We start from the raw sequence: 18,348 nt of genomic DNA on the forward strand, positions 1-18,348 counted from the left end.
CATGCCGCGCGCAGCCTTCGAGGTGCTGGCGCGTGGCGCCACATCTAGAGCGCGATCCGATCAAATTGAATCAATTTGATCGGTGAATCGCCCTCTAATTTTAGTGATAGAGAACGCGTTATCCGATCGGCTTGCAACGCAAGCTGATCGGCGCGTGCTCTAGGATTCCGGGAAAATCTGAATCGATTTGAGCGGCGCCCGCCCGGCTCCGGCCGTCGCCGGCGGACGGTCGGGCGGACAGCCCGCGTCAGATGTAGTCGACGAAGGAGACCAGCTCGTCCTGGGAGAGGTCGCGCATCTCGGCGAGGGTATAGGTGTCGAGCACCGTGCCGATGGCATCGCGCACCCGCACCATGAGCAGGCGCACCTCACAGCGCGACAGGTTGCAGTCCTCGCACGGCTCGTAGGCATTGCGGCTGGCGCACGGCAGCGGCGCCAGCGGGCCGTCGAGGGCGCGGATCATGTCGCCGACGATGATGTCCTCGGGCGCCCGCGCCAGCCGGTAGCCGCCGAGCTTGCCCTTCCTGCTGGTGAGGAAGCCGGCGTTGCGCAGCTCGCCCAGGATCACGTCCAGGAACTTCTTCGGGATCTGGTTGGTCTCGGCGATGTCGGCCACCTGGGTGGACGCGCCGGGGGGCAGGCGCGCCAGGTGCACCGCCGCCTTCAGCCCGTATTTCCCCTTCTTCGTCAGCATCGCGCGCCCTTTCGCGGGCTTATGGTGAAGCCTCCGCCTCAAGTCAATCGCCTCAAGTCAATCGCCGCAAGCTCGCCGCGGAACCTCGCCACAGGACCGCGCCGGTCCCGGAGGAACCTCAGTCGGCGCCGGCGGCCGGCGGCGGCGCCTCCGGCTTCGCCTCGAAGTGTGCCATCAGCGGCGCCTGCGCCATGGCGAAGACGAAGGTCAGCGGCAGGTAGCCGAAGGTCTTGAAGGCGACCCAGGTGTCCGTGGACACGGAGCGCCAGACCACCTCGTTCAGCGCCGCCATCACCAGGAAGAAGATGCCCCAGCGCACCGTCAGCTTGTGCCAGCCCGCGTCCGTGAGGTTGACCATGCCGTCGAACACGTAGGGCAAAAGCGGCTTCTTGAACGCCAGGCCGCCGAGCAGCGCGAGGCCGAAGATGGCGTTGAGCAGCGTCGGCTTCAGCTTGATGAAGTGGTCGTCCTGGAGCCACAGGGTGAGGCCGCCGAACACCGTCACCACCAATGCCGAGACCAGCGGCATGACGGCGATGCGCCGCGCCAGCAGCCACATGGCGCCGAGCGCGACCGCGGTCGCCACCATGAACAGTCCGGTGGCGAAATAGATGCCGCCGTAGGAATTGCCGACGAAGAACAGCACCAGGGGGCCGATCTCAAGGCCGATCTTCACCCAGGGATTGAGCTTCTGGGGCGGGGCCGCGGCCGCCTCGGTCATGATGTGAGGTCTCCGGGAACGCTGGAACCGTGGCGGAACGAGCCGCCGGAGCCCCACATTTGGCGTCTGCAGGCCGGACAATCAAGTGTCGCCAGCATCGCGCGCCACCGCCGCTCCACCACGAAGGTCTTCGCCGGCCCACCGTTCGCGCCCCCTCTCCCGCCCCCGGGGGAGGGGGGTGGGGGCGGCCCGCAGGGCCGGCTTCCACGGCAGCGCTCCGGGCCGGCCCCCTTCGCCGCCGCGCGCCCGGCCATGCCCCCTCCCAACCCTCCCCCCCACGCGGGAGAGGGCTTCCGGCGCGGCAGATTCCGCCGTCCGGCCGGAGGTCTTCACCAGCCCCATCGTCCGCGCCACCGCCGGGGATCCTCACCAGTCCTATCGTCGACGCCACCGCCGGAGGTCTTCGCCGGCCCCACCGTTCGCGCCCCCTCTCCAGCCCGCGGGGGAGGGAGGGGTGGGGGCGGCCCGCAGGGCCGGCTTCCACGGCAGCGCTCCGGGCCGGCCCCCTTCGCCGCCGCCGCGCGCCCGGCCATGCCCCCTCCCAACCCTCCCCCGCACGCGGGAGAGGGCTTCCGGCGCGGCAGATCCCGCCGTCCGGCCGGAGGTCTTCGCCAGTCCTATCGTCCACGCCCACCGCCGGGGATCCTCACCAGTCCTATCGTCGACGCCACCGCCGGAGGTCTTCGCCGGCCCCACCGTTCGCGCGCCCTCTCCCGCTCGCGGGGGAGGGAGGGGTGGGGGCGGCCCGCAGGGCCGGCCTCCACGGCAGCGCTCCGGGCCGGCCCCCTTCGCCGCCGCGCGCCCGGCCATGCCCCCTCCCAACCCTCCCCCGCAAGCGAGACCTCTGCGAAATGACGTGAGCTTTGGGTTGTGATTCACTGCGTGTGAGGGGGATGCGGTGATGGATCAACAGAGCTTCCTTGACGCATTGTTGCCTGCGGGGTTTGGGCGCAATGCGCGGCTCGAGCGGATCAGCGGTCTGCTCGACTGGACGCGGATCGAGGCGCTGGTGGTGGCGGTGCGGCCCGGCGAGACCGGGCGTCCGCCGTACAGCCCGCTGTCGATGTTCAAGGCGCTGCTGCTGCAGCAATGGTACGGCCTGTCCGATCCGGGTCTGGAGGAAGCCCTGCTGGACCGGGTGTCGTTCCGTCGCTTCTGCGGCCTCGCCTTGGATGCCGCCACCCCCGACGAGACGACGCTGTGCCGGTTTCGCAACGCGTTGAAGCAGGCGGGCCTGGGCGAGGCGCTGTTCTGCGAGGTGCTGCGCCAGCTGGAAGCGGCGGGCTTCGTGCTCAAGACCGGCACCCTGATCGACGCCACCCTGGTGCAGAGCGCGGTGCGCCCGCCGCCCTCCCGCTCCACGCCGCGGGAGCAGGAAAGCCGCTCGCCGCAGGACCCGGACGCGAACTGGACCCGGCGGGGGGCGGCGCGCACCCTGTTCTTCGGCTACAAGGTCCATATCGGTGTGGACCAGACCTCTGGCCTGGTGAGAAGCCGGGTCCTGACCCCGGCCAAGGTGTATGAGAGCGAGGTCGCCGATCGCCTGATCCTGGGCGACGAACGGGCGGTCTATGCCGACAAGGCCTACGAGAAGAAGGCGCGGCGGCAGGCCCTGAAGGCGCAGGGCATCAAGGACCGCATCCAGCACCGCCGGAACAAGCACCAGAAGGGGCTGCCCCGCTGGCAGGCGGTGCGCAACACGCTGATCGGCCGGGTGCGCTCCGGCGTCGAGCGCACCTTCTCCCAGCTCAAGGGGCGCTACGGCCTGGGGCGGATGCGCTACACCGGCCTTCTCGCCAACGCCTTCCACCTGGACCTGATGCTCATCGCCTTCAACCTCAGGACCCTGACCGGCAAGGCCGCCTGAGCGCCACAGGCGCTCGCCCGAAGCGTCCGCGCACTCCCATCGCTTCGGTGCGCAACACCCTCGGAACACGCCAAACGCTCAATCCCAGCCGTGACGCGATGTTTCGCAGAGGTCTCGCAAGCGGGAGAGGGCTTCCGGCGCGAGGGACCTTGCCCCTGCTCTTCCCCGCTCTTCCTGGCCCCCGCCCTCATTTCCCCAGCGAGAGGCAGGAGACCAGCTCCGGCCCCTCCTTCGGCACCCGCTCGCGCAGGCGCGCGGCGAGGCGCTGGAGGCCGGCGGTGGGGCGGCCGGCGTCGCGCCGGATCGGATTGGGCAGCATCACCGCCAGGAGCGCCGCCTGGGACGCGCTCACCTGCGCCGCCGGGATGCCGAAGGCGCGCCGCGCCCCCGCCTCGACGCCGAACTCCCCGTCCGGCCCCCATTCGGCGATGTTGAGATAGATCTCGATCATCCGCTGCTTGCTCAGCACCAGGTCCAGCCACAGCGCGAGCGGGATCTCGATCGCCTTGCGGATCAGGTCCCGGCCCGGCCACAGGAACAGGTTCTTGGTCACCTGCATGGAGATGGTGGAGGCGCCGCGCACCTCCTCGATCTCGTCCGCCTTCTCGATCGCCTGGCGCATCTCCTCCAGGTCGACGCCGGGATGGTGGCAGAAGCTCGCGTCCTCCGAGGCGATCACCGCGCGCACCAGCGCCGGCGACATCCGCGACAGCGGCGTCCACACCCGCTCCACCCGCTCGCCGGAGAGCCAGCGCCCGATCATCAGCGTCGAGACAGGGTTGACCACCGTGTAGAGCACCGACAGCACGAGCGGGACGGCGACGAGGATCAGCGCAAGGCGCAGCAGCAGGCGGATCACATCGGGGCCTTTCCGTTGGCGGGCGGGACCAATGGCTCCGCGCGGCGTCTTGACCTCGTGCCCTGGTTGAGGCACCGGGAGCGGTGAAGTCAACCTTGACTGAGGCCCTCCGCCGCGGCGGGCCGGTCCGCCCGCCACGCCCGCGCTCCCTGCTCAACCCACGGCCCCGCCACCGGTTCCCCCTTCGCCAAGGCCCTTCCGTGACCCAAGACCTCGCGCCCCGCCTCGACGCCGCCGCCGCCCTCACCGAGGCGCGACTTTCCCGTGCCCTTGCCGGCGCGCCCGAAGACGGCGAGCGCCTGCGGCCGGAGCGGCTGATGGCGGCCATGCGCCACGGCGCGCTCGCCGGCGGCAAGCGGCTGCGCCCGTTCCTGGTGCTGGAGAGCGCCGCCCTGTTCGGCGTCGCGCCGCAGGCGGCGGTGACGGCGGCGGCGGCGGTGGAGTGCGTGCACTGCTATTCGCTGATCCACGACGACCTGCCCTCCATGGACAATGACGACCTGAGGCGCGGGCGCCCGACCGTCCACAAGGCCTTCGACGAGGCCACCGCCATCCTCGCCGGCGACGGGCTGCTGACCCTCGCCTTCGACCTGTTGGCGGGCGAGGACGCGCATCCGAGCCCGGCGGTGCGCATCGCCCTGGTGCGGGCTCTGGCGCGCGCGGCCGGCATCGGCGGCATGGTGGGCGGGCAGATGCTCGACCTCGCGGCGGAAGGCCGCTTCGACGGCGGCGCGCCGCTGGCGCTGGAGCTCGGCGCCATCCGCGACCTCCAGGCCATGAAGACCGGCGCGCTGCTGGTGGTGTCCTGCGAGGCGGGGGCGATCCTGGGCCAGGCCGACGAGCGGGCGCGCGCGGCGCTCCTCGCCTTCGGCCGGGCGCTCGGCGCGGCGTTCCAGATCGCCGACGACATCCTCGACGTGGAAGGCAGCGTCGAGGCGGTGGGCAAGGGCGTCGGCAAGGATGCCGATGCCGGCAAGGCGACGCTGGTGTCGACCCTCGGCCTCGACGAGGCGCGCGGCGTCCTGGCGGACCTGGTCGCCGAGGCGCAGGCCGCGCTCGCCCCCTTCGGCGCGCGCACCGGCACCCTCGCCGCCGCGGCCGCGTTCGTCGCCGCCCGCAAGAGCTGAGAGGCGGCGGGCGCGGGAGCCGCCGCGCCTCAGCCGTCCACCAGCTTCTGCAGCGCCATCGCCCCGGCCGGCGCGCGCACCTTCGCGCCGTTGATCAGGAACACGAACACGTCGCGGGCCGCTCCCTCCTTGCCGGCCTTGCCCGCCTTGCCGGCCGGCGCCGGCGCGCCGAAGGTGGGCAGCCCCTCGGGCGCCCTGCCCCGCGCCCAGGCCGCAGCCGCGGCGGCCCAGCGCTTCAGCTCGGCGCCGTCATAGCCGGTTTCCACCGCCTCGCGCGCGGCCATCAGCCGGGCATAGGCGAAGGGCGCGGTGACGTCGGCGATGGCGGGATGGGTGGGGTGATCCGCATAGACGATGGCGACGGAATGCCGGCGGGCGAGGTCCACGAAGTCGGCGCAGGCGAAGCTGGGGTGGCGCACCTCCACCGCATGGCGCAGCGCGACGCCCCCGTGCGCCGCGGGCAGGAGCGCGAGGAACCGGCCGAAATCGTCGGGATCGAACGCCTTCGTGGGCGCGAACTGCCAGTTGATGGGCCCGAGCCTGTCCCCCATCTCGGCGATGCCGCTGGCGATGAACTTCGCCACGCTCTCCCCCGCCTCCGCCAGCACCCGCCGGCTGGTGGCGTAGCGCGGCGCCTTGAGGGCGAACACGAAGCCCTCCGGCGCCTGGCGCGCCCAGTCGGCGCAGGACTTGGGCGTCGGGTTGCGGTAGAAGGTGCCGTTGATCTCGATCGTCCTCAGCGCCCGTGAGGCGAATTCCAGCTCCTTCGCCTGGACCAGGCCCGGCGGGTAGAACACCCCGCGCCACGGCTCGAACGTCCAGCCGCCGATGCCCACCCGGATCGCCATGGCCTGTTTCCTCCAGCCGCCTCAGGGCAGCGGCAGCACGTTGGAATACTTCACCTGCTCGAGCGCGAACGAGCTCTCGATGGAGGCGATGCCCTCCACCCGCGTCAGCTTCTGCTTCAGGAACCGCTCATAGGCGTCGAGGTCGGCCGCGACCACCCGCAAAAGGTAGTCGCGCGCCCCCGTCATGAGGTAGCATTCGAGCACCTCCGGCCAGTGGCGGATGGCGGCGGCGAAGGCGTCGAGCGCGTCCTCGCGCTGGCGCTCCAGCTTGATCGAGACGAACACGCTCACCGGCAGCCCGGCCTTGCGCTGGTCCAGCACCGCCACGTAGCGGGCGATCAGGCCCGCCTCCTCCAGCGCCTTCACCCGCCGGAGGCAGGCCGACGGCGAGAGCCCCACCTCCCCGGCAATGTCGGTGATGCTGGCCCGCCCGTCACGCTGGAGGGCGGCGACGATCTTCCGGTCGGCCGGGTCGAGGCGCATGTTTCTTTCACTCACTCTCTCTCACACGCCAGATTCGTGCACGTTCCCGCCCTTGTCGAGCACAAATCGGCGAAATGCGCCACGGGTTCCGCGCTAGACTTGCCGCCATGCCGGCGCCGCGCCGGAAGGCCCGCGACGGGCCGTGATGAAGGGGCCGAGGACCAGCGCCATGGCACGCGAGACTGCACGCGAGACCGCACGCGACATCGACATCCTGGCCGCCCTGGAGCGCAAGTCGCTCTGGCTGGCGAGCTACATGATCCACAACGCCAACCACCTGCGCGCGAGCGAGGACGGCCTCAAGGTGGGCGGCCACCAGGCCTCCTCGGCCTCGCTCGCCACCATCATGACGGCGCTCTATTTCCACGTGCTGCGCCCCGAGGACCGGGTGGCGGTGAAGCCCCATGCCAGCCCCGTGTTCCATGCCATCCAGTACCTGCTCGGCTTCCAGAGCCGCGACAAGCTGGAGAACTTCCGCGGCTACAAGGGCGCCCAGTCCTACCCCTCGCGCACCAAGGACGACGACGACGTGGACTTCTCCACCGGCTCGGTCGGCCTCGGCGTCGCCCAGACCCTGTTCGCCTCCCTGGCGCAGGACTATGTCCACGCCCACGGCCTCGCGGGCGGCCGCCGGAAGGGCCGCATGATCGCGCTCGTCGGCGACGCCGAGCTCGACGAGGGCAACGTCTTCGAGGCGCTGCTGGAGGGCTGGAAGCACGACGTGCGCAACACCTGGTGGGTGGTGGACTACAACCGCCAGAGCCTCGACGGCGTGGTGCACGAGGGCCTCTACGAGCGCTTCGTCGGCATCTTCGAGGCCATGGGCTGGCAGGTGGTGATCGTCAAGTACGGCGCGCTCCAGGAGGCCGCCTTCCGCGAGCCGGGCGGCGCGGCGCTGAAGCGCTGGATCGACGAGTGCCCGAACCCGGACTATTCCGCCCTCACCTTCCAGGGCGGCGCCGCCTGGCGCAAGCGCCTCATGGACGACCTCGGCGACCAGGGCGAGGTCTCCGCCCTCATCGCCCGGCGCTCGGACGCCGAGCTGTCGGCGCTGATGACCAATCTCGGCGGCCACGACCTCTCGACGCTGATGGATGCCTTCACCTCCATTACCCACGACCGGCCGGTCTGCTTCCTGTGCTACACGGTGAAGGGCTACGGCCTGCCGCTCGCCGGCCACAAGGACAACCATGCCGGCCTGATGACCGCGTCGCAGATGGAGGAGCTGCGCGCCGCCATGAACGTGCGGCCGGGCCACGAGTTCGACCCGTTCGAGGGCCTCCGCGTGCCGCCCGCCCAGATGGAGCGCTTCCTGGAGAAGGTGCCGTTCGCCCGCGACGGGCGACGGCGCTATTCCTCCCCCGCTTTGCCGGTGCCGGAGATCGCCGCCCCGCCCAACGCCACGCTCTCCACCCAGGCCGGCTTCGGCCTGATCCTCCAGGAGCTGGCCAAGGGCGACGGCGCGCTCGCCGAGCGCATCGTCACCACCTCGCCGGACGTGACCGTCTCCACCAATCTCGGCCCGTGGGTGAACCGGCGCGGCCTGTTCGCGCGGCGCGAGCTGTCCGACGTGTTCAAGCGCGAGAAGATTCCCTCCACCTTCGCCTGGCAGTTCTCGCCCAAGGGCCAGCACATGGAGCTCGGCATCGCCGAGATGAACCTGTTCCTGCTGCTCTCGGCGCTCGGGCTTTCCCATTCGCTGTTCGGCGCGCGCCTCGTCCCGGTGGGCACGCTCTACGATCCCTTCATCTGCCGCGGCCTCGATGCGCTGAACTATGCCTGCTACCAGGATGCCCGCTTCATTCTGGTGGCGACGCCGTCGGGCATCACGCTGGCGCCGGAGGGCGGGGCGCACCAGTCCATCTCGACCCCGCTCATCGGCATGGCGCAGGACGGGCTCGCCGCCTTCGAGCCGTGCTTCGTGGACGAGCTGGCGGTGCTGATGCGGTTCGCCCTCGACTATGTGCAGCGCGACGGCGACGGCGAGGAGGACGAGCGCAACTGGCTGCGCGACGAGACCGGCGGATCGGTCTATTTCCGCCTATCCACCCGCCCGCTGGAGCAGCCTCAGCGCCAGTTCACGGAGGAGCAGCGCCGCCACATGGTGGACGGCGCCTACTGGCTGCGGCCGCCCGGCCCCAACGCCGAGGTGGTGATCGCGGTGCAGGGCGCGCTGGCGCCCGAGGCCATCGCCGCGGTGGCGCTGCTGGCCGAGGACCGGCGCGACGTGGGCCTGCTGATGGTCACCTCGTCGGACCGCCTGAACGCCGGCTGGACCGCCGCCGGCCGCGCCCGCGAGCGCGGGCTTTCCTCCGCCCGCAGCCATATCGAGCGGCTGCTGGAGCCGCTGCCGCGCCATTGCGGCATCGTCAGCGTGGTGGACGGGCACCCGGCGACCTTGGGCTGGCTCGGTGCCGTGTGCGGCCATCGCATGCGGGCGCTGGGGGTGGAGCATTTCGGCCAGTCCGGCAGCCTGCCCGACCTCTACCGCCACTATGGCGTGGACACCGCCGCCATCCTCGCCGCCGCCCAGGCGCTGGCGCCGGGCCGCCCGCTGCGGCACCTCAGGGCGGTGTGACCCGATCCGGCGGCGGAACGCCACGGCCGCTCTCCTCGCCGGCCGGCCTTCGCCGGCGTCCCCGCATCCGAGCCCGGCGGGCCGCCCGGCGCCAACGGCCGCCGCGGGCCTGCTGCGGAGGGAGCGGGCGGAACCCGCGTCCGCCCGCTCCCGCCGCGGCCTCGTGGGGACGGCCGGCCCGGCGAGGGATGGGCCACTTGTCGGCGGCGGCGCTCTCCGCTAGAAGCGGCCCACCACGCGCCCGCGCGCTTCGCGCCGCGCCTCTGCGGAGAGGTGGCAGAGTGGTTGAATGCACCGCACTCGAAATGCGGCATACGGGCAACCGTATCGGGGGTTCGAATCCCCCCCTCTCCGCCACCCCCCTGTTTCTCCTGATATCATTCTGCCTCGCTAAGTTGCAGAAATCCAGCGCTTGCGCCATGTTCTAGGCGCATTCCGTTTCACGTGGTTTCTCTCGGCCTCCGTCTGGGGTTGGGGCGCCGGTTGGGGCAACCCTATTGGGGCGGACGGCACCCCAACCTGCGAGGCCCTCACATGGCGCTTGCCGTCAATCGGCTGAACGCCCGTCAGGTGGCGACGATCACCAAGCCCGGCCGCCATGGCGATGGCGGCGGGCTTTATCTCGTGGTTGACGCATCCGGCGCGCGCCGATGGCTGTTCCTGTTCAGGTGGAAGGCCGATCCGTCGCAGCCCGGCAAGGGGAAACTGCGCGAGATGGGGCTGGGCTCCGCTCGCGACGTATCGCTGGCGTCGGCGCGCGAAGCTGCAGCGAAGGCCCGCGAGATGGTCCGCGCCGGCGTCGACCCCATCGAGGCGAAGAGGCGGAGCCCAGCCGCCGCCCTGGCGCCCACGTTCGGGGCGATAGCCGAGGCCCACATTGCGGCGATGGCGCCGGCTTGGCGCAATTCGAAGCACATCGACCAATGGCGAATGACGCTCTCAGTCGAGCGCGGCGACCATGGCGGGTACCTCGCCAGCGGGTATTGCACAGCGCTCCGCGACAAGGCGGTGTCGGACGTCACCACCGAGGACGTGCTGGCTGTGCTGGCGCCTATATGGGCGGAGAAGAATGAGACCGCCTCTCGTGTCCGCGGCCGGATCGAAGCCGTCCTGGACGCGGCCAAGGCGAAGGGCCTGCGCACGGGAGAGAACCCGGCACGGTGGAAGGGGCACCTTGCGCTGACGCTGCCCAAACGACAGAAGCTGCAGCGTGGGCACCACGCCGCCCTGCCCTATTCCGAGGTGTCGGCGTTCCTGAAACGGCTGCGGCTGGTGCGCGGGATGTCTTCCTTTGCGTTGGAATTCGCGATTTTCACCGCGGCCCGATCCGGCGAGGTGCGCGGCGCACGCTGGTCGGAGATAGATGCCGATCAGAAGCTTTGGACCATTCCCGCCGCGCGGATGAAAGCAGGCCGTGCGCACCGGGTGCCGCTTGGGCCGCGCGCGATAGAGATCCTCGAAACGCTCGGCCAACTGAAGCGCGGCCCCGACGATCTCGTCTTCCCTGGCCAAAAGCGCGGATCGTCGCTTTCCGATATGAGCCTGACCGCCTTGCTGCGCCGTTTGGAGGTGGACGCCACCGCCCACGGCTTCCGGTCATCGTTCCGGGATTGGGCCGGCGATCACACGACCTTCCCGCGAGAGGTCGCCGAGGCGGCGCTGGCCCATGCGGTGGGCGATGCGACGGAAGCGGCATACCGGCGCTCCGACGCGCTGGCAAAGCGCCGCAAGCTGATGGAGGCTTGGGACACGTATCTTAGCGCGCCCAGCGCGGCCCCGCGTTCGGATCAAACCGCGGCGTCTCAGCCCGAGGTGGCCCCAGATGGCGCCTAACAGCAAATCGGGTCGAGGTCGCGTGCCACCCAACCTTCGCGACCTTGGCGACCTGCTGAGCGATGCCGGACAGTCGGCACTGCGGCGAGAGCAGCAGGTCGAAGCAATGCGCCAACACAATGAGGGAGAGAGACTGCGAGCGGCGGAGGCAAGAGCGCGCGATCCCTACGCGGCGTTGATCGGGCTCGCTCGCTTGGCCGGACAAGATCCGGCCGAAGTAGTCGCGGCGGTAAAACAAGGTGGCGTGCTCGCGGCAGTGCTGAAGCACATGCTCGATATTGAAAAGCAGAAGCCGGGGCCGAAGGCTGATCGTCGTTCGGCAGAGCGGTGGGCGGTTGTCCATTGGCTGACCGCCGCGGGCCTTACAGGGGCAGATCTGGATAGGGCGATAGCCGAGATTGCCGTCGGGCGCGCCAACGTAACACCCGAGACTTATCGACGGAGCGCCACGCGCTTCAAGGGCGACAAGGTTGCTGCGCTTTTGCTAGAGAGCGAAGCCATCTCAAAAGCGCGCGATTACTACACCCGCTCCAAGGGGAATAAATCGCCGGGGTGAATTCCTCCCCTGTCATGCTTTTCCCGTCGAGTGTTTCAATTCGGGCGACCTCGCACCACAACGGCGGAGCCCGGCACATGACGATCCAGAACGCGCATCCGGCTTTCAACGGCCCCGAACTGCTTCGCGACACCGAAGCCGCGGCACATTTGCGCATCTCTCGCACGAGCGTCTGGCGACTTCACCAGAAGGGCGCATTCCCGAGCGTTCGCATTGGCGGGCGCACGCTATTTCGTCGTGCGGATCTGAACGCCTTTATCGAAAAGCAGGTTTCCGGCGTCGCGGCCTAGCAATCCAGAATGCCCAGGAAAGCAGTCGCGCGCGATTCGCGGGCTTTGTCGCGAACGAAAAAGCCGGCCGCTCCCGTGAAGAGCGAACCGGCGTGAAAGGTCTTCGATGACAAGACCGAATATTAGTCCTGTCCCAGCTCCACGCCAAGATATTTCTAAGCCTGGCCTGTCGGAAGCAATTCAGAAGCTTCACTCCCCTCGCGAGCCGGAGGCGAGTCGGCGCGCAACAGCCAACGTCGTGAAACTGCAGCCCGCGGTGGCGCCAGCAGACGAATTCCAGCGGCACGCCGCAGCGGGCTTCCTCGCCCACCTGATTCCTGTCATTCCAGCGAACGCCACCTTGTCGGATCGGTCTTCGCTCGCAGCCGCTGCACGCGGGAAGGCACCCGGCGAAAAGGGCGTTGATGGCAAATGGCGCGGACTTGCCGGCTGGGCGGCACGCCCAAATGCAACCGCCGCCGACATTCGCGAATGGGCGGGATGGGGCGCTAACATCGGGCTTCGCACCGGTCGGATCGTCGCCTTCGACCTGGACGTGAACCCCGAACGCGCCCAACCAGGCGAGGCCGAGCGGCTGCGCGCCTTTGCCGCCGAGCTGCCGAGGGTATTCGCCGGCGCTCTTGGCGTTCCGCTTAAAGGGCTCCCCACTCGGACCCGCGGCGGCAGCGTGCGAGCTGTCTTCGCACGCACAGAGATACCGCGCGCCAAGATGGTTTGGCACATCGACGCGACAGGGCAAAAAATTGAACTGCTAGGCACTGGGCAACAGATCGTCGTCGCCGGCTCGCACCCCTCCGGCGAGGCCGTCGAGAACAACCTGTGCGCTGTCGGGTTCGACGGATTGCCGATGTTGGACGATGCTGCCTTGTCTCGTTGCGAAAGCGCCGTGCGCGAGATGGGCGCGCAGCACGGATTCGAGCTTCGAGCCGGCAGCGAGGCGACGTCCATGCCCGGCGACCCGAAGCTCGAAGCGCTTCTTACCGAGGAACTGCGGCATTCGACCACGAGCCGCGCTATTGCCGATCCCGAAGCTGAGGCCGAGTTTGCCGACCTTGACCACCGGTTCGGCGCAGCGTGCGAAGCAAACCTCGCGCTCGCGGCGACTTGGACCGGGGAGCGGCCCCCCAACGACCCCTCCGGTTCCGGCTGGCTCGACGCGCTAGCGTTCCGCCTGGGCGCGGCGGGGGGCTTCGACCATGTCGACTTCGCCCGTCTTGTGGCGCGGTGGGATCACGAGAAGATCGACCAGGATCGACATGGGCCCGACAGCGACAGTGGGCGACGTCAGATCGTGCGGGCATGGCTGCACGGTGGTGCGAAGGGTGCCGAAGTGCGCACGCGGCGACAGAATGAGGCAGATCCGTCGCGTTGGCTGGACAGCCGATCAGATGGCGAGGCGTCCGCGGAAAAGGGCTCGGACCAATCGCCAACGAGACGGCTTCAATGGACCCCATTTGACGCAGCCGCCGATGGAGCCCTAACCGACAGCGTCGCCCCGCTGATTAAGGGGCTCCTCGACCAGGGCGCCATGACGGTCCTGTATGGCGAGAGCAATGTCGGAAAGACTTTCGTCGCAATGGACATCGCCCACCATGTCGCGACCGGCCGAAGCTGGGGTGGCATGAAGACCACTCGGTTGCCCGTTGTCTATGTCGCTGCAGAAGGTGGCAGAGGTGCAAAGAAGCGCGCCGCTGCGCTCCGCCTTCGGCGCGGTGATCCCGGCGACCTATTTCGCTTCCTTATCAGCCCGGTCGACCTTCTGCGCTCAAGTGCCGACCTGCAGCCCTTGGTCACGATGTTGCGCGAACTGCCGCAGGCGCCAGGCTTGATTGTGGTCGACACCCTGTCGCGCGCCATGGCCGGTGGAGATGAGAACTCCTCGACCGATATGGGCGCGATGGTGAAGCACCTCGACGCTCTCAGGAGTGCCACCGGCGCCCATGTGCTTGTCGTGCATCATAGCGGGAAAGATACCAGCAAAGGCGCCCGCGGACATTCCTTGCTTCGCGCAGCCACCGACACCGAAATCGAAATTCAGAACAACCGGATCATGGTGACGAAGCAGCGCGATTTGGATCGCGCGTGGTCATCGGGGTTTTCGCTCGACGTCGTCGAGTTGGGACGGGATGCCGATGGCGACCCCGTCACGTCGTGCGTGGTGGTATTTGACGGAAGAGACGGCCCCGCACTCCCTCGCGACCAACTCGACAGGATCCGCGCTGCGGTTGGTGATCTGGAATGGGGCCCGCGTGACAGCGGGCGAGGCAGTGGCAATGCCGAATGGATCGGTGTGCCCGTCGCCGAGGCTTTGGGGCTCGACCTTTCGAAGCGGAACGACAAGGCCCGCACCAAGGAGCAAGTGGTGGCTCTCTTGCGATGCGGCGCCTTCAGGGAAATTGAGCGCGAGCGACGGAAGCGGATCGTCTGGGGCTCGGCTCCCTCTTCCCCCGACCAGTGGTGCGACAGCAGCCCTTCGTCCGAGGATGCTCCCCCAAATCTGTTTGACTGATCGGCTAGGCGACTATGGAACAGATTGTCGAAATCTCAGCACTCTCCGCGGCGCAATTGCGCAATAGACCGCAATTGAGCAGCAATTGCCGCCAATTGCGGTCAGCGATATACCCGCGTTCGGGTAGCGAAGTGACAACTTGTCACTGCAATTGGGACAATTGCTCTTTAAGCAATTGTCCAATTGCAAGCCCCCGCACGCTCGCCGGTCAATTGTTCGGGGTCGTGGCCCCAGCACTTAAACATGATGGGCGTCCGGAACAGATTGTCACCTATCCTTCTGCGCAGCTGCACGTTCTCGGCATGCTCAAAGCCGATAGTTCAATCGCCCGCTTCTCTGGGACGGTGGTTCGGGAGCGCAGGCAATGAGACGCCGTCCACCGAGCGCCCGCACTCCTAAGCAACAGGCATGGGCGCGCTCCAGCCGGTTCCGGGAAACTGGCCGCGCAATGATGAAGAGGTTCAACCTGCGGCGTCGCCTGGGCCCGAAGTGCGGAGCGAAGACAAAAAGGGATGGGCACCCCTGCCAGCACCCCGCCATGGCCAATGGGCGCTGCTATCGCCATGGCGGCCGGACGCCCAAGGGGGACGGCTGGCACGTCATGGCGATGCCCGATCCAGCATCGGCCAATGCCTCGGCGAAGCTGAGCCGAAAGCTCAGGGACAAACGGCGAGCTGAGAAGCGGCGAGCTGCACGCTTGGCCGCGATGACGCCGGAGGAAAGGGCCGCATACCGGCTCTGGCACGCCACCCACACGCCGGGTTCCGCGGCGAAGCGCGTCGCCGCTCGAAAGGAGCGAGCTGACGCCGCTCTCTTTCGCGCGGCCGCGGACGCACCTTCCCCGCCCCCGTCGCCTGAAGCTCAAGCGATCCGGAAGCGCATCGCCGAACTGAAGGCCGAGAGCGACCGGTTTAACGATAGGGATCTGTTCGAATGACGCACCGTCGTGAAATCAATCAAGCCTGGGATCTGGTCGAGACCGAGGGCGCCCTCGTGGCAGTGCGTGCCATGATCGAAATCTGCGAAGACTCGAACGCGCCGGCTCCAGCGCGCGCGACAGCAGGCGCCGCCCTTCTCCGCGCCGCGGGAATGTTCGATAGAGACGGGCGCGACGCCGACGATAAGCCTGCCGTGGAGATGACGGCGGAAGAAATTCGCCAGCGCATTGCGCAGCTGCAAGCAGAAGCCAAAGCGTTGAAGCCGACAAATCCGGGCAATTCTTCAGACGGCAGCAACGGCGACGATGACGATGACGATGACGATGAAGGTGATTTGTTCGAGTAAGGGCCGGCCTACCGACCCCGCTTCATCTCTTCTAGACACCGTCGAATGATCCACGCTCGGCGTGCTGCTTCGCAGGTTCGTCGAGATTGTTCTTCATCATATTCGGGTGTGCCAGGTTCAGGCCCGAGCTTCGCCCGGAGCTTATCAGCTCGCTCTTCTTGGTACTCCAGCAAGTCACGTTCAAGGATCAGCACAGGACGGCCGCGGATATGCCGAAGTTTTCCGGATCGGCGCAGGTATCTGATGCGGGCGAACGAGCACCCAAGCCGCTCTGCTGCCTCGTCTTCAGTCAGAAGATTGTAGGTGGGTTTGTCCATGGACAATTCTCCTCGCCGGCCGAAGGGGTGATGAGCACCCCTCCGGCATTCCTGACTGCTGTCATCGGCCAACCCGGCCCGCATATTTCCTAAGAGCCCGTATGAAAATATCAATTTCTTCTAGCTCGGGAGTGCAATCAGCAAAGGTGACGCGGCCGCGAGTGAAAAGAGCCTCAATATAGATGACAAGTTCTTGAGCATTCTTCGGCGCGGTCGATATCAATTTTCGACGCCTCTTTTCCAATCTGTGATGAAGGGCCTCGATGGAAGATTGTATGTCGCTGGCATGGTATCTTGGGGTTCGCTCGAACGGCTCATATCTTTCAAGCGTCGCCTCTAGATCGGCGAGGGCCTGGGAATAAGCTGCAATGGCATCGCGAACGCACGGTCTTTTGCGAGGGTTCGCGCTAGCTTCGGCGTGGCATACCTTCAACATGCCTAACCTCCATTGTCAGAATATCGTAACTAGGTTACGATATGATCTGACCATGTGGACGTCAATAGAAATCGTAACGGTGTTATGAAATGCTTCCAGTTCAGTGCAAGATGGCCCGCGCAGCTCTGGGCTTGGGCGTCCGCGACCTAGCTCAATTGGCGCGCGTTTCTCCAGATACGGTGGCGCGGCTGGAACGGGGCGAAGCACTTCGAGACAAAACCATATCCGAAATCCGCTCCGCCCTGGAAGCAGGGGGCATTAGGTTCGTTGCTGACGGAGAGATTGCCGGCGGCGGTCCCGGAGTGCGCATAGCTCCCGGCACCGCAAGCTAACCCCTTCAGTTGCCTGCAGTCCATATAGTCGATTTTTGCGGTTATGTCAAAATTATAGTTTGAAACTAGAGATGTCAGATTGTCAATTGTCAGTTGACCGCAATCTATACGCCAATTGACGTGTCGCGCGACAGTTGACTGGCAGAGCCTAGGAATCATTATAATTCAACACTTCTAGGCGCTCCTGACCTATTTTGCTCGTCAACCCGCTGGACGGCCGACACGCCGATACCCAGCGTGCGCGCCACCTTGAGCACGCCCATTCCCTCGGCGCGAAGGTCGCGGATGCGCTGCTCAACGGCGGGGCCCACTGTAGGGCGGCCAAGCCGCTTGCCCTGCGCCTTGGCACGGGCAAGGCCCGCCTTCACGCGCTCCTGGATCATCGCCCGCTCGAACTCAGCGAAGACGCCGAGCATCTGGAACATTGCTTTGCCGGACGGCGTGGTGGTGTCGACGGCCTGTTGATGCAGATAGAGGTCGGCGCCACGGGCGTGCAGATCGGACAGAAACGACACCAGGTCGGGCATGGAGCGCCCAAGGCGGTCGACGGACCATGCCGCAACCATGTCCACTTCGCGGCGCGTGACCGCCTTCAGCATGGCGTCGAAGCCGGGGCGCTTGTCCCGCCCCTTCGCTCCGGAGATGCCCGCATCCTCGAATGTTGCGACCACCTGCCAGCCGGCCTTCGCCGCGACGGCCTCCAGCTCGCGGCGCTGGTTCTCGGTGGTCTGCCCATCGGTGGAGACGCGCAGATAGATCGCAACGCGGCGGCCGGGTTTCGGAGGCATCGGACAGACTCCAATTGGGGACGTAGTACATACCGTTTATATTAATTTTCCGTATATAGCAAGTGCCCTCGGCAAACCCGCGTAAATCTGTGCCCGAAAGGCGCAAATTCAGCGCATGATTTCGGTATAGCCATCCGAGCGACGCCAACGGTGGCTCCCTAGGGTCGCCAAGCGAGCTTCAACAGGTGAGCCGATTGGACCGGAGCGCCGCCTGGCAGAGGCGCCGAATGCGCGGGCTCTCTGTACGCGCCAAGACGCTCTGCAGCTGGTGCCGGATCTCCCCTATCTCAACGGCGGAGATGGCGTGCCTGAGCGCGGCTGCGGCACTCCAAGCCAGGCGAGCTTCGCGCTCAATCTCAGCACGCGCCGCGCCTGCGCCGAGACATCGCGACCTCACGTCCGCCACCGGGTCGCCCTTCGCGTTGCCCTCGATCAGCGTAGCTTCGACATGCTGACGCGCCATTGCTGCGAGGCGCTGAAGATACGTCGCGGTATCCGGTGAACATTCGACCCGATCGATTTCACGCACGAGCACTTCGATGGCCGCTAGCGCACAGCGGGCATTCGTCTCCATGTCCAGGTTGAGCATAGCTTCGGTCCTTGTGGCGGGGTTTCGAAGGGTTGGGGGATGGCGCGTCGAGAGCGGGGCACCGGCGCCGCCTAGTGGGCCGGCCCTGGCCCACCCCCCGGCGTCAGTCCGATCGCCCCGACGTGAACGTTGCCGGGTGCCGCTACAAATTTTGACTCCAGCGGATGTTTTGACAATTTGTCACCCGACTTACTCCTGAGCATCAGGGGTACAAAATGTCACTTGTGACTGACAATG

18 protein-coding genes and 1 tRNA gene are annotated in these 18,348 nt (G+C 67.4%); 11 read left to right on the forward strand and 8 right to left on the reverse strand.

The annotated features are described in order from the left end of the window. Positions 1-247: 247 nt before the first annotated feature. Positions 248-694: an RrF2 family transcriptional regulator gene (locus tag V5F67_RS17415; RefSeq protein WP_394021704.1), complete on the reverse strand. Its 447-nt coding sequence runs from the start codon at positions 692-694 to the stop codon at positions 248-250. A 118-nt stretch (positions 695-812) separates the two neighbouring features. Then, positions 813-1,415 (reverse strand): septation protein A, encoded by a 603-nt coding sequence (locus V5F67_RS17420; protein WP_394021703.1) that lies wholly within the window; start codon positions 1,413-1,415, stop codon positions 813-815. 901 nt (positions 1,416-2,316) lie between these two features. Between V5F67_RS17420 and V5F67_RS17425 the strand changes: the two genes are divergently transcribed. Beyond that, positions 2,317-3,282 (forward strand): IS5 family transposase, encoded by a 966-nt coding sequence (locus V5F67_RS17425; RefSeq protein WP_509210583.1) that lies wholly within the window; start codon positions 2,317-2,319, stop codon positions 3,280-3,282. A gap of 187 nt (positions 3,283-3,469) precedes the next feature. Here V5F67_RS17425 and mtgA read toward each other — a convergent pair whose 3' ends face one another. Then, positions 3,470-4,141 (reverse strand): monofunctional biosynthetic peptidoglycan transglycosylase, encoded by a 672-nt coding sequence (gene mtgA / locus V5F67_RS17430; RefSeq protein ID WP_394021698.1) that lies wholly within the window; start codon positions 4,139-4,141, stop codon positions 3,470-3,472. Positions 4,142-4,341: 200 nt separating this feature from the next. On the opposite strand from mtgA, the gene V5F67_RS17435 reads away from it, so the two are divergent. After that, on the forward strand, positions 4,342-5,268 hold the full coding sequence (locus tag V5F67_RS17435; RefSeq protein WP_394021697.1) for a polyprenyl synthetase family protein: 927 nt from the start codon (positions 4,342-4,344) through the stop codon (positions 5,266-5,268). 29 nt (positions 5,269-5,297) lie between these two features. Here V5F67_RS17435 and V5F67_RS17440 read toward each other — a convergent pair whose 3' ends face one another. Further along, on the reverse strand, positions 5,298-6,116 hold the full coding sequence (locus V5F67_RS17440) for a DUF72 domain-containing protein (protein ID WP_394021696.1): 819 nt from the start codon (positions 6,114-6,116) through the stop codon (positions 5,298-5,300). Positions 6,117-6,137: 21 nt separating this feature from the next. Continuing rightward, positions 6,138-6,599 carry an Lrp/AsnC family transcriptional regulator gene (locus V5F67_RS17445; protein ID WP_394021702.1) on the reverse strand — a complete coding sequence of 154 codons (462 nt, stop codon included), beginning with the start codon at positions 6,597-6,599 and terminating at the stop codon, positions 6,138-6,140. A gap of 169 nt (positions 6,600-6,768) precedes the next feature. On the opposite strand from V5F67_RS17445, the gene V5F67_RS17450 reads away from it, so the two are divergent. The 8 genes from V5F67_RS17450 to V5F67_RS17485 all read left to right on the forward strand — a co-directional run bounded on the left by V5F67_RS17450 (position 6,769) and on the right by V5F67_RS17485 (position 15,649). Beyond that, complete coding sequence (locus V5F67_RS17450; protein WP_394021695.1) at positions 6,769-9,177, forward strand: thiamine pyrophosphate-binding protein; 2,409 nt, start codon at positions 6,769-6,771, stop codon at positions 9,175-9,177. A gap of 267 nt (positions 9,178-9,444) precedes the next feature. Then, positions 9,445-9,534, forward strand: a tRNA-Ser gene (locus V5F67_RS17455). A gap of 177 nt (positions 9,535-9,711) precedes the next feature. After that, complete coding sequence (locus tag V5F67_RS17460; protein ID WP_394021694.1) at positions 9,712-11,010, forward strand: tyrosine-type recombinase/integrase; 1,299 nt, start codon at positions 9,712-9,714, stop codon at positions 11,008-11,010. After that, on the forward strand, positions 11,000-11,566 hold the full coding sequence (locus V5F67_RS17465) for a hypothetical protein (RefSeq protein WP_394021693.1): 567 nt from the start codon (positions 11,000-11,002) through the stop codon (positions 11,564-11,566). Before V5F67_RS17460 ends, V5F67_RS17465 begins: the two co-directional genes overlap by 11 nt. A 77-nt stretch (positions 11,567-11,643) precedes the next feature. Beyond that, positions 11,644-11,856 carry a helix-turn-helix transcriptional regulator gene (locus V5F67_RS17470; protein WP_394021692.1) on the forward strand — a complete coding sequence of 71 codons (213 nt, stop codon included), beginning with the start codon at positions 11,644-11,646 and terminating at the stop codon, positions 11,854-11,856. A gap of 238 nt (positions 11,857-12,094) precedes the next feature. Continuing rightward, a complete protein-coding gene (locus V5F67_RS17475; RefSeq protein ID WP_394021691.1) occupies positions 12,095-14,365 on the forward strand; it encodes an AAA family ATPase in 2,271 nt (756 codons plus the stop codon). A 601-nt stretch (positions 14,366-14,966) separates the two neighbouring features. Beyond that, positions 14,967-15,302, forward strand: a complete 336-nt coding sequence (locus tag V5F67_RS17480; protein WP_394021690.1) for a hypothetical protein — start codon at positions 14,967-14,969, stop codon at positions 15,300-15,302. Then, positions 15,299-15,649 carry a hypothetical protein gene (locus V5F67_RS17485; protein WP_394021689.1) on the forward strand — a complete coding sequence of 117 codons (351 nt, stop codon included), beginning with the start codon at positions 15,299-15,301 and terminating at the stop codon, positions 15,647-15,649. Before V5F67_RS17480 ends, V5F67_RS17485 begins: the two co-directional genes overlap by 4 nt. 8 nt (positions 15,650-15,657) lie before the next feature. On the opposite strand, the gene V5F67_RS17490 is transcribed toward V5F67_RS17485, so the two are convergent. After that, positions 15,658-15,966: a helix-turn-helix domain-containing protein gene (locus V5F67_RS17490; RefSeq protein WP_394021688.1), complete on the reverse strand. Its 309-nt coding sequence runs from the start codon at positions 15,964-15,966 to the stop codon at positions 15,658-15,660. A 546-nt stretch (positions 15,967-16,512) separates the two neighbouring features. Between V5F67_RS17490 and V5F67_RS17495 the strand changes: the two genes are divergently transcribed. Next, a complete protein-coding gene (locus V5F67_RS17495) occupies positions 16,513-16,734 on the forward strand; it encodes a helix-turn-helix domain-containing protein (RefSeq protein WP_509210665.1) in 222 nt (73 codons plus the stop codon). Positions 16,735-16,892: 158 nt separating this feature from the next. Here the strand turns inward: V5F67_RS17495 and V5F67_RS17500 are convergent, their stop codons facing one another. Both V5F67_RS17500 and V5F67_RS17505 read right to left on the reverse strand, forming a co-directional pair. After that, positions 16,893-17,522, reverse strand: a complete 630-nt coding sequence (locus V5F67_RS17500) for a recombinase family protein (RefSeq protein ID WP_394021686.1) — start codon at positions 17,520-17,522, stop codon at positions 16,893-16,895. Positions 17,523-17,700: 178 nt separating this feature from the next. After that, a complete protein-coding gene (locus V5F67_RS17505; RefSeq protein ID WP_394021685.1) occupies positions 17,701-18,111 on the reverse strand; it encodes a hypothetical protein in 411 nt (136 codons plus the stop codon). Positions 18,112-18,348 lie beyond the last annotated feature (237 nt).

This window comes from Xanthobacter pseudotagetidis, from assembly GCF_043194795.2.
Taxonomy (GTDB): Bacteria; Pseudomonadota; Alphaproteobacteria; order Rhizobiales; family Xanthobacteraceae; genus Xanthobacter; species Xanthobacter tagetidis_A.